We start from the raw sequence: 17,744 nt of genomic DNA on the forward strand, positions 1-17,744 counted from the left end.
ATCATTCCCTCCTCGTTTTTATTAACTTTAGCTATTGTGTTATCCTATTACAAGTTGTTGTTTATCCTAGTATAATTAATACTATTTTAAAGGGAGATCTTAATGAAACCTGAAACAAGACTTCAAGCTTTATCAGAATTTCTAAAGAACCAACGTTCGAAAATTACTCCCCAAATGGTTGGTTTACCTGTAGGAACCCGCAGAAGAACACCAGGACTAAGAAGAGAAGAAGTGGCTCAACTAGCCGGTGTAAGTCTTACTTGGTATACATGGTTAGAACAAGGCAGAGATATAAAAGTATCTACTTCGGTATTAGATGCTATTTCTCGAGCATTACAATTAAATAACGATGAAAGGAGATATTTGTATGCTCTAGCGTTAGAGGAAGGAGTGAAACAACCCTTTATAAATGAGAAGGAGAAGGAAATCAGTCCGGCTTTAGTAAAAATGTTGCAGGAACTTCGTTATTGCCCAACGATTATATCAGATAGAAGAAGCCAGATTGTTGGGTGGAATCAAGCAGCAGCTAATGTATTTTTGGATTTTGAACAAATCAATCCGGCAGAAAGGAATATAATACGCTTACTATTCGCAAGAAAGGAATTTAAAAGTTTAGCAGTGAATTGGGAGCATTTTGTTAGAGGATATATCGCAATATTTAGAACGTATTATGGACAGTATGTGGCTGATGACTGGTATGAGCAATTTATACAAGAAATGGAACAGGCATATCCCGAGTTTCGTAAAATTTGGAATGAAAATGAGATAAGCTCTGCTCCTGAAGTATTAATTGAGTTTCGTCATGCTAAGGTAGGTAAAATGTTGTTTAATCTTACTTCATTACAGGTGCATGGAGATACTGATTTAAGATGCAGCGTCTATACTCCAGTTGAGAATACTGAAACTGAGCTTAAGTTAAAACGTTTAATTGAAGGCTAGCTATGATAAATTTATTTCTTAATGCGCATAAATGAAAATGTTCTTTAGAATAGCCAAGGTTATCTATACCCAATAGATACGAGAACCGGCTTGTGTTCGCGTTTTGCTTTTTCGAAGGCTTCTTCTCCCCACGGGTACCAGTCTACTGGGTGGTGGGCGTGTTGAAGCAAATACGGTGATTACTCAGCGATTAATCTATTGGGTTTATTGTTATTTGGCATGGGATCACCTTCTCTCTACAGAGTCAGGAAAAATGTAGAACGTGATTGGGAATATGTGAAGAAGGGAAACAAAAGGGATTACTAAAGTACAATTTTTCACCTTTAAAAATTCAAAGTGCATTATATGGTATAATCCCTTCAATAAAGATATGCAGTGGCCAAATACAAGTCCTGAATGACATAAAGATAATGTTCTCTTAATTTGCAGAATGAAAAGCAGACGCTGCATTATAAAAAAACATACCAAATAAAGAATATTGGTATGTTTTTATTTTCTGTATATATAATTTGAAAAATCCTTATAGTTACTCATCATGCGTGCGATTACTTTAATTGTTTGCTAAAAGAACCTTCAATTCTTCTTCATTTATCGTAAAACTTATTTTTTTTTAAGATCGGTATCCAAATTTCACTTTTAAAAGAAGGGGATGTTATATCTTTATGCTCGTTCCACAGTATTTCTGGACCTTCTATTTGTTCATAATTTGACGATGGAAACCATTCAGAATAAATGCGTCCCCATACTTCTTGCAGTGTATCCGGAAATGGTCCGATTGCTTCGAATACAGCCCATGTTGAGGCAGGAACTTCAAGCTGTGAGAGGTTATTTGGACACTGTTTCGTTGTGGCTGCGCCAATATAGTGATCAAGCTCACCTTTCTCCTCTGTCCGGCCTTCAGAAAAGTTCGTGGAAGCACTAATGAGTCCCAAAGGCGCTACATTAGAAAGCTTTTTAAGTGTATTGATTGCTTCTTCATCTAAACTTTCCCACATGGATGCAATTTCCGGATTAACCCCTTTGAAAATAAGAGGAACTCTTTTTTTAATGCCAACGATGCGAAATGCTTCTTTTTCTTCAATGCGATAGTTCATTTCACTTCCTCCTTTGATTGATAACTGGAAGGTCATACGTGGATAAGCTTTAAGTGAATGGCCATTAAGTCTGGCTTTTGATGGTTTTATGCCATGCAAATTTTGGAATGCCCGTGCAAAAGAATCTGGTGAGTTATACCCGTACTTTATTGCAATGTCAATCACTTTTACATTGCTGTCTTTAAGCTCAAAAGCTGCAAGAGTAAGACGTCTGCGACGAATATATTCGGATAATGAAATACCAGAAAGGAAGGAAAACATCCTTTTAAAATGATATTCAGAGCAGAATGCAAGCTTTGCTGCTTCTTTAAAATCAATATCATTAGTGAGGTTTTCTTCAATATACTTTAATGCTTTATTCATACTTTTAAGCAAATCCATTTATTTGACCTCCTTTAACAAAAGAATAGCAGGGGTGAAATGTTTCTACCCGACATTCCGTGCACAGTTTTGCAGGTTAATTGTAGATTAAGGATTTAAATGTTAATCCAAATACATGAATAATTAAAATTACAATAGGCGGAATCAACAGCGATGGCAGGAGGTTCAACGTTTTAAATTTTTTAATTCCCAGAATACTTAACCCTGAACTAAGGATTAATACACCGCCGACAATTGTGGTTTCATTAATAAGGTCTGTATTTAATGCGCTTTCCATTAATTTTGCAAATAAATATATTGAGCCTTGCCAGGTAAATAATACAACCGCAGATGCTGCTATTCCAAAACCAAATGTGGAAGCGAGAACAATGGAAGTGATCCCATCTAATATACCGTTTGTTAGGAGATAAGTATAATCTTCGTGCAGAGCAGCGTTAACAGGGCCTAATATTGACAACGAGCCTATACAATATAATAAGATTGCAGTTGATAAACCTTCGGCTAAATTGCTTTTAGAGAACCTGTTGACTAAATTGTTAAATCTTAATTCTAGATTTATGCTCTGACCAATCAATCCTCCAATAGCTAAACTGACAATAAAAAGAATTGGGTATTTACTAGAAGGCAAATGCTGTGTAAAGGCGTTGATCCCTAGTCCAACTGCGGCGAATCCCATTGCCTGCATAAGTATCTCTTGGTACTCATCTTTCATTCCTTTTTTGAATATACCACCAATTAAACTTCCTGCAATGATCATAACTGTGTTAAAAATTGTTCCAAACATAGGCTATCTCCTCCAATAATAGTTCCTTTCAAAAAAATAAACCCTCAAGTTACTTGAGGGTCAAGTGTATGTGACAGCTATTAATTAAGTTTATTTGATTGGCAAAAGTATTTCAGTCACATAATTGTCTGGATTATTAGTTACCCCGTAATCAATCAGCGTTATTTCGATTGAGTCGCCAGCCAATTCATAATGATGCTTTTTCATATATGTAAGTAACATTTTGTAGTATTTTGCTGCTTCTGAATGTGACCCTTTAAATCTAATTTGCAGATATTCTCTTGAGGGGAAAGTGATTTCAGGTGAAGTTATTTCATCTTCATCTTCCAGAACCATAAATATACTGGAATATCGGTCAAACTGATTTGATTTTATATTTGTTGCTGAAATGGATAATCCTACTTTCCCTAAAAATAGATCTTTGTGGACTTTAAACTTAGTTCTCAATTCTGTTACCGGATACTCAATATCTTGACCAAGAATATATTCATGTTGTAAATACGCCACACGCAGTTCAGGAAGTTTGATTTTTGAAATTTCTTCTAGCGGCATATTAACTGCGTCTTCCATTTGTTTAATGCGGCGAGAGATCTTTCTCTCAATGCGTGCCAATTCCCTCTTTTTTCGGTCAATTTCAGTTTGCTGGCCTTTCAGCAAGTGAATCAGAGTATCTACCTCAAGAGAATTATAAAAATCAAGCAGTTTATTTATTGGCAAACCTAATGTCCTCAGGTACTTGATTGTACTCAATCTTTCAAATTGTTGTGTAGAATAATATCTGTAGTTATTATGTTCGTCTGTAAATTCTGGTTTTAAGAGACCAATTTCATCATAATACCTAAGAGTAGGTATGTTTACATTGAATAACTTAGATACTTCTCCAATAGAGAAAAATTCCTTCATCCTAACAACCTCTCTGTTATTAAAGCGTGTTTAGTGACTGTTTATGTACATCCACATTATATATGATGCAGTAACCCTAAAGGTAAAGTTTTCCCTTATATAGACGGCAATAACCAAGATTGAGTTGATAAATATTATATCTATTCTTTATCTGATTTGAATAGAAATAAGAAGGAGTGATATTCGTTACAATTCAGGTAATAGCACACCTAGCCAATTTTAAAGTTTTTGCCCTTGGTCTTAAAAAAAATATAAAACACAGGATGAATTCTAAATTCTTTACCGATCGTTCTTAAATTTGATATACTTAAAACATGTTAGGTCTAACTGTTTTTCTTCTCAAATGAGAATGATCGTTCTTTAATTATTTAAGAATAGGGAGAGATGAATGATATAAAGTTATTGTGCCCTAGTGCATCAATGATTCTCAGTACTTTATCAGTGTTAATAGATGATACGTTATATGGTGGGATTACATGGCCAGAAATAAAGAATTTTGATGAAAAATGGAGCTTTTCTGGGAACAGGGTTATGAAAAAACATCCATGCAAGATTTAGTGAACTATATGGGGGTTCACCGCAGAAGTATCTATGATACTTTTGGTGACAAACATACTTTATTATGAGAGCTTTAAGTCACTTTGTAGAAGTAATGGAAGTGAGAATGAAGAATGAGGTGAAAACAGATGTAACGGTTAAGCAGGCTATACGAAAATTATTTGTCTCTCCGTACAGGACCAAATAAACGTTTCGGAAAAGACAGAAATTTCCCATTGTGGAAACAAAAGCTATTTTTCCTTGCTGGCGCAAAGTATGACCACAAAGCCAAGAAACACGACCTGAAATATCATTTTATCTTCGTTCGGACGGCACACAAACTTAAAAGGATTACCAAAATCATTGAAGAAAACAACATTGTTCCAGAGATTTATCCAACACTATTTCCATAGACAACGTAAATGAAGCGCTAGAACTAGTAGCAAACGGACGACCAAAAGGGAAAGTGATTATTAATTTTTAAGGGGGACATGATGAAAGCAGTCCAAATACACAGCTACTCGAAAAAGCTAGAAGCCCACATCAACGATGTTCCTATTCCAAGAATAAACAAACATCAAGTGTTAATCAAAACAAATGTGGCGGGCGTTGACCCACATCTTATATTGGCGATTACTGGAAAGGTTCGCGTTTTTGACCACTATGATTTCCCGTTGACACTCGGAAATGAACTTTCAGGTGTGATTGAAACGGTTGGTGAAGCGGTGACAGACTTTAATAAGGGCGACAGAGTATATGCGCTAATGCCACTAGATACAATGGGTGCCTTTGCAGAATATGTTGTGGCTGATGCAAATATCGTTGCGAAATTGCCAAAACATCTTACTTTTGAAGAAGGGGCTGCCATTCCATTATCGGCTCTGACAGTTGTTCAAGCATTCGATGTACTGAACGTGAAACCTGGCGCAAAACTGTTCATTCCTGGTGGAACAGGCGGATTTGGGCAGATTGCCATTCCGTTTGCGAAATCAAAGAAGCTTTTTGTAGCTGTCAGTGGTAGTGAATCAGCTCGTCATTTAGCGCTATCCATTGGTGCTGACCAGTTCATCGACTATCAGAAGCAAGATTATGTTGAGGTGCTGAAAGATTTCGATTACGTGATTGATACTCGTGGTGCAAGTGAGTTCAGGCATGAATTACGTGTTTTAAAACCTGGCGGAAAATTATTGTCATTGAATGCTGGTCCAAATACACGTTTTGCAATTCAGCATGGCGGATTTTCAACGTTGCAGAGGCTTCTTTTCGGTATGATCGGCATGCCGTTTGATATAGCGGCACATCTTCAACGGAAAACATATGATTTCTTATATGTTCAGCCAAATGGCAAACAACTAAAAAACATCACCCAGTGGATTGATGAAGCGGGCATCAAACCAACCATTGATTCGACATTTGCTTTTCGGCAAGTGAACGAAGCTATTGCCAAAATCGCAAAAGGGAAAGCTCAAGGAAAGATTCTTCTGATTATACAAGAGTGAGAAACAACAACATAAAATTGACAAATCGAACTATTTTAGTGATGGGCGGGACGTCAGGTATAGGCTATGCATGTGCGAAAAGTTTCTTGAAATGAGCAACACGGCGATTGTCACTAGTCGCTCGAAGTAAAACATTGACCAAGCAATCAAAGATAGCCTTAATTTAATCGGCATTGCTCTGCGGATGTCAGTCAAGTGAAGTCGGTTGACCAGTTGGATTTTATCTTCTATAACACCGAAAGGTTTAATGAATAGGGCTCATGCATACAAAGCAAAAGTAGACAAGAACAAAGAAGAAGGATTAGATGTGGATGCGGGTGTGACCATGGGGTTATATACCTATCTCATTTTAATGGCTGCTGATACTCTCCTGTTTTAGTCAGATTTTGTTCCCGTTGGAAAAGACCAAATTCAACATGTGGAGCAAATATATTGATGATTATTGGTTATTTATAATTCTTTACTTATCGTTCTAAAAAGGGTATGATTTAATCACGGTTTGAAATTTATGTGTTCATTTTAGAACGTTCATTCTATAATGGATTATGACGTTTGTTTTTGTTAGTATAGGTTCATTGATTTTTTTAAGGAGAAATAAAATGGCTAGAAGTAAAGAGTTTGACGAAAAAGCAGTATTAAGGAAAGCAATGGAGCTCTTCTGGGAACAGGGTTATGAAAAAACATCCATGCAAGATTTGGTGGATCATATGGGGATACACCGCAGGAGTATATATGACACATTTGGTGACAAGCGTTCATTGTTTTTAGCTTCCCTTAATCACTATGAAGAGCTCATCGTCAATGAGATGGAAAGCATAATTAGCAGCACTTCATCCATTAAACAGACGATACGTGATGTTTTTATTTTCGTACTGAATTCCATTGAACAATACCCAAAAGGTTGTCTATCAGTAAATGCAGCCATTGAATTATCTTTGTTAGACAAAGAAATTGGACGCATAGTTACAAAAATGTTTAACCGTACTGAAGATATGTTTAATAACCTTATAAAACGGGGCCAAACTAGTGGAGAGATATCAAAAGAAATCGATTCTGATAACATATCTCGTTTCTTACACAACAATTTGGTAGGTATAAGAGTACTAATAAAAACTAATTACAGTAAAAAAGAATTAGAAGGCATCATTACTCTAGCACTTTCAGTGTTGGACTAGCTTTCTTTTTTTATCCTATTTAGAACGTTCATTCTAAAATTAGCATGAAACAAACCATCATAATGCATACTTATAAAATCGTTTTTTAATTTCTAAGGAGGAACACAAAAATGACAAACTTTAAAATACCATCAGAATCAGAATTTATTGAAGCAGATGGAACTCGTTACGCATATAGAAAATTTGGTACACAAGATGGTATACCACTAGTATTTCTTGTTCACTTTAGAGGAACGATGGAAAACTGGGATCCAGACATGCTTGAACCTATTGCAAATAAACGCCCAGTAATCTTATTTGACAATAAAGGGGTTGGTGAGACAGATGGACTAACGCCTACTACAATTGCTGATATGGCAAAAGATACAGCAACATTTATAAAAACTCTTGGATTAGAACAAGTTGACATTCTTGGTTTTTCCATTGGTGGCATGGTTGCACAAGAGCTAGCTTTACAAGAAGGAGATTTAGTAAGAAAAATTATTATGGCAGGTACTTCGCCTGAATCTGGTATTAATCCAAATCCAGAGATTTTTGAAAGAATGAATCGTCACGGCGGAACGGAAGAAGATGGAATAAATGATTTTATGTTCTTTTTCTACGCACAAACCGAAACAAGTAAATCTGCAGGAATGGCTTCACTACAAAGAATTTTTAATCAGAAAAAAGTAAACAGTTCAGAACAAGTAAAAGAGGCACAATTACAAGCCATTGCAAAATGGGCTAAACAAAAATCTAATCATGATTATGAATGGTTACAAAACATCAAACACCCTGTACTTGTTACTAATGGTGTTAATGATGTAATGGTACCGACTAAAAACAGTTACATCTTAGCAGAGAAATTACCCAAAGCACAGCTGATTATATATCCTGATTCTGGTCACGGGCATCTGTTTCAATTTCCAGAACTATTTGCAGAACACGTAAATTTATTTCTTGATTCTAATTCTTATTAAAAAGGGGGATTCATATGAGCAGATTATTTGAAAAAGTTCGTATTGGAAACATTGACTTAAAAAATCGTATAGGTATGGCTCCGATGACTAGAAATAGAGCTTTACCAGATGGTACGCCGAGCGATTTAGTAGCAGAGTACTATGGTCAGCGTGCTTCAGTCGGTTTAATTATAAGCGAAGGAACCCAACCTTCAGATGATGGGCAAGGTTACACGAATACACCTGGTATTTATACAGAAAATCATATTAGAGGGTGGAAAAAAGTAACTTCTAAAGTTCATAGTGAAGGCGGTCATATTTTTATTCAGCTTATGCATGTGGGACGTGTATCACACCCTGATAACACACCTCACCACCGCCAAGCAGTTGCACCGTCAGCTATTGCACCTGGTGTAGAAATTTTCACGGCAGAAGGAATGAAAGAAATTCCAACACCAAGAGAATTGAGTGAGCTTGAGATAAAAGATGTTATCAATGAGTTTCGTTTAGCAGCACGTTCAGCAATTGAAGCTGGTGCAGACGGAGTTGAAATTCACGGAGCAAATGGTTATCTGATCCAACAATTCCTTAGTGAAAACTCCAATCATCGTCAAGATGCATACGGTGGTACGATTGAGGGGCGTTCTCGATTCGCTATTGAAGTAGCTAAAGCAGTTGTTGATGAAATAGGAGCAGAAAGAACAGGCATCCGTTTTTCTCCTCAAGGAACACTGCAAGGCATTGATGAGGGGGAAAATAGCCTTGAGATGTATCGCTATTTAATAAGTGAAATAAATAAGCTTAACCTTGCATATCTGCATTTAATGCACTTTGGAAACGAGCAATTCCTAAAAGATGTGCGCCAACTTTGGGATCAAGCACTTCTTGTTAACCGTCCAGGTCGTCCTCTAGATCAACTTTCGTCTGATGTAGATAATAATCTTGCAGATGTTGTCACAGTAGGCACTTGGGTACTAGCAAATCCAGACTTTGCAGAACGGATTCAATCAGGTGCTCGCCTAAACGAACCTGATAAAAACACGCTCTATGCAGGAGGAAAAGAAGGTTATACAGATTATCCTTTCTTAAAATGATTTATTTAATATGAATATCCCATCTAGGGAAGGGATATTCATATTCTTTTTTCTTAGGTTCGTTATGAACAGATACATGTGCGTTAAATAAAAATGTGGAAGATTGTAATGAAAGCTTTAGCGATTGAAAACTACGGTAAAAAACCAAATGTTTTAGACTTCCCTAAGCCTAAAATAAATAATGAGGAGGTCTTAGTTGAGATATATGCGGCAAGTATAAATTCTCTTGATACAAAAATTCGAATTATGGATAACCTACATCCATAGTAACAACGCGCAGTAAGAAACGCTGTAAAACGTTTTAAAGGTTTAATTAAACTATAAATGGAGGTGTGCTGTAAAATGAAAAAAACTGTTCTTATCACCGGGGTATCGGGTGGGATTGGCAAAGAGTTGGCGGATCGTTTCGCCAAGGGAGGATATAATTTGGTGCTGGTGGCGCGTAGCGAGGGTAAGCTTTTGGAGCTCGCGAAGGAATATCGGAAAAGATATGGCAGTCAAGCGACGGTCATCGCCAAGGATGTGGCGTCACCCGGCGTGCCGGAAGAGATTTTTGCGGAGCTCAAGGAGAAGGGAATCGTCGTCGACTATCTTGTCAATAATGCCGGCTTCGGTTTGTACGGGACGTTCTTGGAGACGCAGTTAGAACAAGAGACGAATATGATTGACGTCAATATCAAGGCTCTGACTGTTATGACGAAACTGTTCTTGCCGGATATGGTCAAACGGGGTCAAGGAGGCGTGATGAATGTGGCTTCGTTGGTGGCTTTCTTCCCGGGACCTATGATGTCGGTTTACTACGCAACGAAGGCGTACGTGCTGTCGTTCACCGAGGCTTTGGAGAACGAACTGAGCGGTACAGGGGTGACTGTGACGGCACTATGTCCGGGACTGACGTCAACCGGCTTCGTTGATCGTTCGGGTATTGGTGAATCGAAGTTGTTCCAGAGTGGTGCTATCATGGAGGCCGGGCAGGTGGCTGAGGAAGGGTACCGAGGCTTCTTACGTGGCAAGACGTTCATAATGCCAGGGGCTCGAAACCGGTTCATGGCATTCCTTCCACGGTTGATGCCACGCAAAATGGTGACCCGTATGGTCAGATCCACACAGCAAAGAACAGGGCATTGACCTAATTGAGGGTAACTAGGAGTGGAGTGGCAGTTGATTATGATCTGCCATCTAGCCAAGATCTCGTAATGGTAAATCGTTTACTAAAAAAGTTACAGAGACTTTTATAAAGACAGAAACCTTCTTATTTGATCTACTGAAATATGGTCAAGAACAAGGAGAAATTTCTAAACACTATGATATCAAAGGGCTTTCTCAATTTATTCATAATTCACTCGTAGGAATACAAGTATTAGCAAAAACAACAAATGATAAAAAAGAATTAGAAACCATTATCGGTTTGACTTTGTCAACCTAATCTGAAATATTTTTAAGGAGAGAATAATATGAAGTACACAGTTATTACAGGAGCAAGCTCAGGTATAGGATATGAGACAGCATTAGCATTTGCTGCTCGTGGCAAAAATTTAATTATTGTAGCTAGAAGATTAGATAAATTAGAAGAACTTAAATCAACCATTCAGAATCTAAATCCTGATTTAGATGTTATTATTCGTACAAGTGACCTATCTGTCACAGATCAGGCATATACACTGTATAACAGTTTAAAGGAGTATCAAATTGAGACTTGGATTAATAATGCTGGTCTTGGTGAAACCTCTTCTGTCATAGATCAGAATTTAGATAAAGTAGAAACCATGTTACGCGTTAACATAGAATCCTTGACAATCCTTTCTACACTATTTGTAAGAGATTATGCTGATGTAGAGGGAACTCAATTAATTAACGTATCCTCAGCACTTGGATATGTAATTGCTGTTGGCAGTGTTGCTTATTCTGCTTCTAAATATTATGTTAGTGCCTTCACCGAAGGGCTTGCAAAAGAACTTGAACTGAAAGGTGCGAAAATGAAGGCAAAAGTTTTAGCGCCAGCAATGACGGAAACAGAATTCGCAAAATATGCAAATGATATGAAAGAGTTTGATTACAAAGCAAATCTCCCTATGTACCACACAGCTAAGCAAATGGCAGGTTTTATGATAGAGGTTTATGACAAAGATGAAGTGGTGGGGGTTGTAGATGAAAACTATGAATTCAATTTGAGAAAGCCGATCTATCCAATACTAGTATGGTAACATAATCGTTTGGCGATGGCACCAATGACACGTAGCAGAGCGCAAGAAGATGGTACATCAGGAGAACTAAGTTCCCTTTATTATGCTCAAAGAGCATCTATAGGTTTACTTATTAGTGAAGGTACACAACCTCCTGATGGTACCAGTCGGTGCATGGTCATTAGCTAATTCGATTTAGTAGAACGGCTTAAAGAAGGTGCTCCATTGAACGAAGCAGACCCTACAACATTCTTTGATGCCGGAAGCAAGGGTTATACGGATTATCCTACGTGAAAGAATTAGAATCTCAGAAAGGATAAGTATAACTTATGGCAAATATCAAGGTTCCACAAACAGTTTGGGACTGGGAAGTGACACTCTATTTTTGTAACGAAAAAAAGGAATAAAAAGTAGTTTTTGGATTGAACCTACAAAATTGCTTAAAAATGGCATGCAACTGAAAAATGCTTGACGCATGAATTGCGCTACATTGGCAGACGTATACTGCATTCGGACGCTATGGGCTGATGAACTCTAACATCTGTTCCACCGATTGAGTGCGGGAACACCGGCTGTAATAATCTCAAGGAAGGATGCTAATGAAAAAATGAAAACACTCATGAAAGCAGCTCAGATCACCAAGTATTCAAAAAATATCCATGCCAAAGTCAATGACATTCCAATTCCAGAAATCGATGAAAACGAAGTCTTGGTAAAGGTCAAAGCTGCGGCGGTCAATCCACTCGAAATGTTAATTATGACAGGCAGCGTGAAACTGATTCAAGATTATGAATTCCCATTAACGCTTGGTAATGAATTGACAGGAGTTATCGAAAAAGTCGGAAAAAAAGTGACGGAATTTAACGTAGGAGATGCCATCTATACACGTCTCCCGCTCGAAAAAATTGGTGCTTTTGCGGAATATGCCGCAATTGACGCTGCCGCGATTGCACCCATGCCAAAAAATTTGTCTTACGTGGAAGCCGCTGCTGCACCACTGGCTGGACTCACAGCGTATCAAGGTCTGCATGAAGAACTTGAGGCACAGTCAGGTAAATCTGTCTTCATTCCAGGTGGATCAGGCAGCTTTGGCCAAATGGCTGTACCAATCGCAAAGGCAATGGGCCTAAATGTCATTGTTAGTGGCAGCTCAGAAGCGCGCGAACGCACTTTGGAAATGGGTGCAGACCAATATTTGGATTATACAATAGAAAACTATGTTGACTTGTTGTCGAATGTGGATTACGTGATGGATACACTGGGACCTAAAGAATTTGACAGTGAATTGAGTATTATCAAACCGGGCGGAAGATTGCTCTCTCTCCGTACAGGACCAAATAAACGTTTCGGAAAAGACCGAAATTTCCCATCGTGGAAACAAATGCTATTTTCCCTTGCTGGTGCAAAGTTTGACCGCAAAGCCAAGAAACAAAACGTGAAATACCATTTTATCTTCGTTCGTTCTGACGGCGCACAACTTAAAGAGATTACCAAAATCATTGAAGAAAACAACATTGTTCCAGCAATTCATCCAACACGATTTACCATAGACAATGTAAACGAAGCGCTAAAACTAGTCGCAAATGGACGACCAAAAGGGAAAGTGATTATTCAATTTTAAGGGGAATATAAGGAAAGCAGTCAAAAAGTTGAGATCATTTATGTGAAGGATTTTGAAACAAACCGCGAGTTCTGCCGATTAAGAAATGGAAAAGATAAAAAGCCAGGTCAGATCATAGAAAAACTTCAGCAAGCCGGAGTCCTGTATCAGTAATGATAAAACATGGAGAACTAGCCATTTCAATTGTTTCTTATAAAAAATATTGGAATGAAATGGAGACAGGTGCTTACTCTAACAGACATATCACCAATGACACGTTATTACACGTAGCCACTACTGAGAAATTTAACATAACAAAAACAGCAGACTTCTTCAGGAATCTGCTGTTTTGATCATATTATCAAATTATTCGATAGAGTGATAGATAAGATCGAAATTACAACACTGAGAAAATTTAAAACTATCCCAGACAAACAACTATTAGTAAAAGACAAATCAAAACCTTAAACGTTTATATTACATCTAACGTTTCCTTACTATTCTTGAGATAAATAATTGAAATCCGTTTCTTCAAATTCAGGAAGTTTTTTGTCAATTTTTAAAGCGGACAATAACTCTTGAACATATTCACGAATAGCTAGCATATCAAATGGGAAATCGAAATCAAATTCCTCTGTAACAGTTAAAGTGTCCATTACATATGAACAATTATGTTTCATACCCAATAGATCATCATTAAAACGTAGCACAGCTTGATATGATGAATCAGGTAGCTCAAAGTGAGAAATCAAATAAACATTAATATTGTTACCTTCTTCAGAATCTGGCAGTCTTTCATCAACGTATAATAAAAAAGCACATCTCTCATCATCGTTTAATTCTACTTGAAAGAATTCAAAATCTCTTAATCTCAATAAACGTTTAAATCTCGTATTTGAAATTCTCATTTTCAATATCTCCGTTTTTATTTTAAGCTGTTACTACCTATTTCCATTGAAACATTGAAGGGGTATAATACGCAATTCCCCATTAAATGTTTATTTTGAGTCATGTTTCCGAACGAAAGGTTTTTCCTATTTCTTTTCCTAAACCAAAATAGTGTCTGAAATTATAAATAAGCGGACTCCATTTTAAAGGGTCAATGTGGTTGTCGTTCAATATGATCTTTTCCTCGGCATGAAAATGTAAAGCTTGTGTTTCCACAATCGCAAATGATGGTTCGTAATCTGGTATCCGAATATGTTTCACTTCTGCTTCTATTTGGATAGGGCACTCTTTAATTCTTGTTGGTGCTACTGTCATTGATGGTAAAGGTGTTAACCCTGCCGCTTCGTATTTCTCTTTTTTGTAAGTAAACCCGAGCTGTTTCTTCAAAGGCGGGATATTCTTTTTTCCGCTAAAAGACGAAATTCTTTCAACGTTTTTCCATAAATCGGGGCTGGGCAAGTTAATGACACATTCTTTGTGTCTCTTTATATTTTCAATAGCTTTTCCTCCTAGTCCTACTCCCAGAACAATATAGTTTCCAAGCGCCCAAGAGGAAGACATCGGACTAATATTGGTGGTTCCATCTTCATTCAAAGTGGAAAGAAGGAATGTTGACGTGCCATAGTACATAATGTTTGGTTTGATTTCTTTAAAATGAAGGGTGTCTTGTTTTTCACTGTTCAACGCTTAATGCCTCCTAATCATTATTTATTCATATTGTAAAGGTTTAACATTTCAACTATCATCGAAATATGAATGTAAGGAGGAGAATGATGAATCCTAATATTGCAAAGGTTGCTTCGTTACTATCTGACCCCACGCGTTCTTCTATTCTTTTGAGCCTTATGGATGGAAGAATACACCCTGCTGGAGAGCTTGCATATTTCGCTAAAATCAAGCCTCAAACTGCGAGCTTTCACCTGCAAAAATTACTTGAAGCACAGCTCATCAGTGTAGAGAAGCATGGAAGACATCGGTATTATAAATTGGCTAGCGCCGATGCTGCAAAAGTGATCGAACAATTGCTAAGTATTTCGCCTGATTCAAAAGTGAAGTCTTTCAATGATTCAAAAGAAAAAAGTGATTTACACTTTGCCCGTACCTGTTATGATCATCTGGCTGGTTATATCGGCGTGCAAGTGACACATTCATTAGTCGAGCAGGGCTTCTTACGAAAAACGGATTTACACTTTGAGGTCACTTCAGAAGGCTCTTTGTTTTTAAAGGATTTTGGAGTCGACGAAGAAAAACAAAGAAATAAGAGGAGAGCTTTTGCGCTTTGCTGTTTAGATTGGAGCGAGCGGCAGCATCATTTAGCAGGTGCTTTGGGACATGCATTATTAGACAGGATACTAGAACTGCAATGGATTGTGCGTATGCCTAAAACTAGAGCTATTAAGGTTACACAAAACGGAAAAGCTGCATTTGAGAAATACTTTAAATTGAGTATCTAAGATTTGAATGGAAAACATACTTCCTCCATCAAAAGTGGAGAAAGCAGATGGGTGCCATATTCATATGAGTAGCGGAACGCAAAGTGATAAAGTGGCTTATCTCCTTATGTTTCGAGACGTAAAGCCTGTGATGTCTTCACCACACCATCTGTTTTCCGTTCCCTTAGCTGCAACGTCAGCATCCTTTGTGTGGTACCCGGTATTGATCTTTTCAGTTCATTAAACCTGACCGGTTGATGAGACAGGGTATCGATGATGATTCCTTTCCATTTTCAGCCAACAATGTGTAAAGCCATTTACAAAAATATTCAAAGGAAGTGGTTTGCTTGAACTTAATACAAATATCAGAACATGTCTATCAGTGTGAATTTGAACTCGATATACCGATTCATATCCCAGTTCATATTTGGTTTATTAAAGATGGTGATGATGTTTATATCATTGATACAGGAATAGAACGTTTCGCAGATGCTCAAATAAAGGCAGCGTTAGCAATTGGTCATCCCAAAGCCATTCTGCTTACCCATGGCCATAGTGATCATATTCAAGGTGCAGCAAAATGGTTAGAGAAGTTTGACATTCCTATTTATGCCCATCAAAAAGAACTGATTTATATAAATGGAGAAGCGCCTTATCCGAACAAAAATGACGTCGAAAACACAAGGGTAGCACATACTGTCCGGCCGCTGACGGAGCATACACTTACTCACTTGCCGATACAATACTATGTAACACCCGGACATTCTCCGGGGCATGTTATCTACCATCATGAAATTGATAACATTTTATTATCGGGAGACCTTTTTATTACAAGTAAGGAGGAGCTGCACCCGCCTATCAGAAAATTCAGCGTGGATATGAATGAGAATATAGATAGCGGCGCAATCATAGATGAAATCAAACCAACTCTTATCTGCTCTTCGCATGGACAAAGCATTCTTTATAACGAAGAACTGTATAAAAGGTATGTTTTAAAATATAGAGATTAAAGAAAGTTTGTAGCAGTAAATATGAATTGGTTGGGGAGAAGAGTGAGACTATTTTGAGTATCGTTTTTAGAAGAAATAAGTCCCTTAAAACATACCAAACACTCGGTATGTTTTGGGAGATTTAAAGATACTCTGATATTTCGACGAGGTTCTGATCGGGATCTCGAATATAAACAGAGATAATCGGGCCAAGGGCGCCGGTTCTTTTTACAGGCCCTTCCTCAACCTTCACGTTGTTTTTTCTTAGATGTTCGATTAAGGAATGAATCGTTTGATCAGTGATAAAACACAAATCCGCAGATCCCGGTAATGGGTGCTGTGCCTTAGGTTCGAATTCATGACCGGCCTTATGCAAGTTTATTTTTTGATTGCCAAAACGCAATGCTTTTCTGCCTGAACCAAACGTTTCTTCCTGCATTCCCAAAACAGAGGTGTAGAAGCGGATTGTCTCCTGAAGGCTTTTTACCGTTAACACCAAATGATCAAGTCGTTTTATCATTCACGATCCCTCCTGCAAAGTATACATTTCACTAAATCTATTATTAATCCTGCATAGCTGCTTTCGTATCAGATGAGATTAACTAAAGAAAGATACTTACCGCAGAATAAATGAGCAGCAAGCACATGATGACTCGAAATGCCTTATCGGGTTTTTCAAAAAGCTTTTTAAAAACAGAGCCGAACCCTGACCATAGCAGCAGGGCGAACCAGCCCAGAAAAATGGCCAATGAGAGATAAAAAATAATTGATGTCATTGAATGCTGAAACGGCAGTATAAAAGCACTCATCAATGTTAAGAAGAACAAAACGCTTTTGATATTGATGATCTGGAAGATGAAACCGGACAAAAAAGAAGAGTGCGTGTCTCCTGAATCCTTCTTTGAGCCTTTGGCGAAACCGATCTGCCAGGCCAAATAGAGCAAATAGACTGCACCAGCTATTTTGAAGTAGGGCTCAACTAGAGGAATCCAATTGTATACACCTATTGTAAATATACCGCTGAGAATCCCCAGTGCTGCAAAGCCCGATAAGATGCCGCTATTGAAACGCCACGAACCGATAAAGCCAAACCTTCGCGCTTCGTTCATCATTAGGATGTTACTTGGGCCAGGCGTAATGGATGTCAAAATCACATACGAAAGAAAAGCTATGATACTCATTGAATCACCTTCATTTGCTAAGTCATGTTGGGCAGTTTTTATTGTATGATAGTGATATCTATAAAT

At 37.7% G+C, this 17,744-nt stretch carries 19 protein-coding genes and 6 pseudogenes; 16 read left to right on the forward strand and 9 right to left on the reverse strand.

Annotated features, from left to right (window positions below; all coding sequences use genetic code 11):
- Nucleotides 1-102 precede the first annotated feature (102 nt).
- Nucleotides 103-939, forward strand: a complete 837-nt coding sequence (locus ACQVGS_RS00245) for a helix-turn-helix transcriptional regulator (protein WP_106019906.1) — start codon at nt 103-105, stop codon at nt 937-939.
- Between the two features lie 65 nt (nt 940-1,004).
- Here the strand turns inward: ACQVGS_RS00245 and ACQVGS_RS00250 are convergent.
- Nucleotides 1,005-1,109 (reverse strand): annotated as a pseudogene (locus ACQVGS_RS00250) (DUF255 domain-containing protein); the annotation flags it as partial.
- 55 nt (nt 1,110-1,164) lie between these two features.
- Between ACQVGS_RS00250 and ACQVGS_RS00255 the strand changes: the two are divergent.
- A pseudogene (locus ACQVGS_RS00255) lies at nt 1,165-1,245 on the forward strand (hypothetical protein); the annotation flags it as partial.
- 278 nt (nt 1,246-1,523) lie between these two features.
- On the opposite strand, the gene ACQVGS_RS00260 reads toward ACQVGS_RS00255, so the two are convergent.
- From ACQVGS_RS00260 to ACQVGS_RS00270, 3 genes are all read right to left on the reverse strand, one after another.
- Complete coding sequence (locus ACQVGS_RS00260) at nt 1,524-2,414, reverse strand: AraC family transcriptional regulator (protein ID WP_106019905.1); 891 nt, start codon at nt 2,412-2,414, stop codon at nt 1,524-1,526.
- 76 nt (nt 2,415-2,490) lie between these two features.
- A complete protein-coding gene (locus tag ACQVGS_RS00265) occupies nt 2,491-3,198 on the reverse strand; it encodes a DUF554 domain-containing protein (protein WP_286109121.1) in 708 nt (235 codons plus the stop codon).
- A gap of 90 nt (nt 3,199-3,288) precedes the next feature.
- Nucleotides 3,289-4,101, reverse strand: a complete 813-nt coding sequence (locus ACQVGS_RS00270) for a MerR family transcriptional regulator (protein ID WP_286109120.1) — start codon at nt 4,099-4,101, stop codon at nt 3,289-3,291.
- Between the two features lie 506 nt (nt 4,102-4,607).
- Here ACQVGS_RS00270 and ACQVGS_RS00275 point away from each other — a divergent pair.
- From ACQVGS_RS00275 to ACQVGS_RS00330, 12 genes and pseudogenes are all read left to right on the forward strand, one after another.
- A pseudogene (locus tag ACQVGS_RS00275) lies at nt 4,608-4,822 on the forward strand (TetR/AcrR family transcriptional regulator); the annotation flags it as partial.
- Nucleotides 4,821-5,122 (forward strand): annotated as a pseudogene (locus ACQVGS_RS00280) (zinc-binding dehydrogenase); the annotation flags it as partial. The pseudogenes ACQVGS_RS00275 and ACQVGS_RS00280, both read left to right, overlap by 2 nt.
- Nucleotides 5,123-5,129: 7 nt before the next feature.
- Nucleotides 5,130-6,137, forward strand: a complete 1,008-nt coding sequence (locus tag ACQVGS_RS00285; protein ID WP_283912735.1) for an NADP-dependent oxidoreductase — start codon at nt 5,130-5,132, stop codon at nt 6,135-6,137.
- A gap of 211 nt (nt 6,138-6,348) precedes the next feature.
- Nucleotides 6,349-6,513, forward strand: a pseudogene (locus ACQVGS_RS00290) (tryptophan--tRNA ligase); the annotation flags it as partial.
- 223 nt (nt 6,514-6,736) lie between these two features.
- Nucleotides 6,737-7,312 (forward strand): TetR/AcrR family transcriptional regulator, encoded by a 576-nt coding sequence (locus ACQVGS_RS00295; RefSeq protein WP_106019901.1) that lies wholly within the window; start codon nt 6,737-6,739, stop codon nt 7,310-7,312.
- 110 nt (nt 7,313-7,422) lie between these two features.
- Nucleotides 7,423-8,271 (forward strand): alpha/beta fold hydrolase, encoded by an 849-nt coding sequence (locus tag ACQVGS_RS00300; RefSeq protein WP_106021829.1) that lies wholly within the window; start codon nt 7,423-7,425, stop codon nt 8,269-8,271.
- Nucleotides 8,272-8,285: 14 nt separating this feature from the next.
- Entirely contained in the window at nt 8,286-9,344 is a 1,059-nt protein-coding gene (locus ACQVGS_RS00305; RefSeq protein ID WP_106019899.1) for an alkene reductase, read from the forward strand.
- 108 nt (nt 9,345-9,452) lie between these two features.
- Entirely contained in the window at nt 9,453-9,611 is a 159-nt protein-coding gene (locus ACQVGS_RS00310) for a hypothetical protein (protein WP_188323422.1), read from the forward strand.
- A 75-nt stretch (nt 9,612-9,686) separates the two neighbouring features.
- Complete coding sequence (locus ACQVGS_RS00315) at nt 9,687-10,472, forward strand: SDR family NAD(P)-dependent oxidoreductase (RefSeq protein ID WP_087990794.1); 786 nt, start codon at nt 9,687-9,689, stop codon at nt 10,470-10,472.
- 326 nt (nt 10,473-10,798) lie between these two features.
- On the forward strand, nt 10,799-11,548 hold the full coding sequence (locus ACQVGS_RS00320) for an SDR family NAD(P)-dependent oxidoreductase (RefSeq protein ID WP_106019898.1): 750 nt from the start codon (nt 10,799-10,801) through the stop codon (nt 11,546-11,548).
- Between the two features lie 24 nt (nt 11,549-11,572).
- Nucleotides 11,573-11,716, forward strand: coding sequence for a hypothetical protein (locus ACQVGS_RS00325; RefSeq protein WP_240671137.1), 144 nt, complete (start codon nt 11,573-11,575; stop codon nt 11,714-11,716).
- Between the two features lie 418 nt (nt 11,717-12,134).
- The gene (locus tag ACQVGS_RS00330; RefSeq protein ID WP_151174679.1) at nt 12,135-13,148 is read left to right on the forward strand and encodes an NADP-dependent oxidoreductase; all 1,014 of its coding nucleotides are present in this window, start codon (nt 12,135-12,137) and stop codon (nt 13,146-13,148) included.
- A 476-nt stretch (nt 13,149-13,624) separates the two neighbouring features.
- Here the strand turns inward: ACQVGS_RS00330 and ACQVGS_RS00335 are convergent, their stop codons facing one another.
- A complete protein-coding gene (locus tag ACQVGS_RS00335; protein ID WP_106019896.1) occupies nt 13,625-14,035 on the reverse strand; it encodes a hypothetical protein in 411 nt (136 codons plus the stop codon).
- Between the two features lie 100 nt (nt 14,036-14,135).
- On the reverse strand, nt 14,136-14,759 hold the full coding sequence (locus ACQVGS_RS00340; RefSeq protein ID WP_024123544.1) for a flavin reductase family protein: 624 nt from the start codon (nt 14,757-14,759) through the stop codon (nt 14,136-14,138).
- A gap of 89 nt (nt 14,760-14,848) precedes the next feature.
- Between ACQVGS_RS00340 and ACQVGS_RS00345 the strand changes: the two genes are divergently transcribed.
- Nucleotides 14,849-15,529 (forward strand): ArsR/SmtB family transcription factor, encoded by a 681-nt coding sequence (locus ACQVGS_RS00345; RefSeq protein WP_151174678.1) that lies wholly within the window; start codon nt 14,849-14,851, stop codon nt 15,527-15,529.
- Nucleotides 15,530-15,633: 104 nt separating this feature from the next.
- On the opposite strand, the pseudogene ACQVGS_RS00350 reads toward ACQVGS_RS00345, so the two are convergent.
- Nucleotides 15,634-15,825: pseudogene (locus tag ACQVGS_RS00350) on the reverse strand (winged helix-turn-helix transcriptional regulator).
- Nucleotides 15,826-15,855: 30 nt separating this feature from the next.
- Between ACQVGS_RS00350 and ACQVGS_RS00355 the strand changes: the two are divergent.
- Entirely contained in the window at nt 15,856-16,518 is a 663-nt protein-coding gene (locus ACQVGS_RS00355) for an MBL fold metallo-hydrolase (RefSeq protein ID WP_101859640.1), read from the forward strand.
- Nucleotides 16,519-16,639: 121 nt separating this feature from the next.
- Here ACQVGS_RS00355 and ACQVGS_RS00360 read toward each other — a convergent pair whose 3' ends face one another.
- The gene (locus ACQVGS_RS00360; RefSeq protein ID WP_106019894.1) at nt 16,640-17,017 is read right to left on the reverse strand and encodes a VOC family protein; all 378 of its coding nucleotides are present in this window, start codon (nt 17,015-17,017) and stop codon (nt 16,640-16,642) included.
- Nucleotides 17,018-17,099: 82 nt separating this feature from the next.
- Nucleotides 17,100-17,678 carry a LysE family translocator gene (locus ACQVGS_RS00365; RefSeq protein WP_151174677.1) on the reverse strand — a complete coding sequence of 193 codons (579 nt, stop codon included), beginning with the start codon at nt 17,676-17,678 and terminating at the stop codon, nt 17,100-17,102.
- Between the last annotated feature and the right edge of the window lie 66 nt (nt 17,679-17,744).

The organism is Bacillus sp. SD127, from assembly GCF_058566445.1.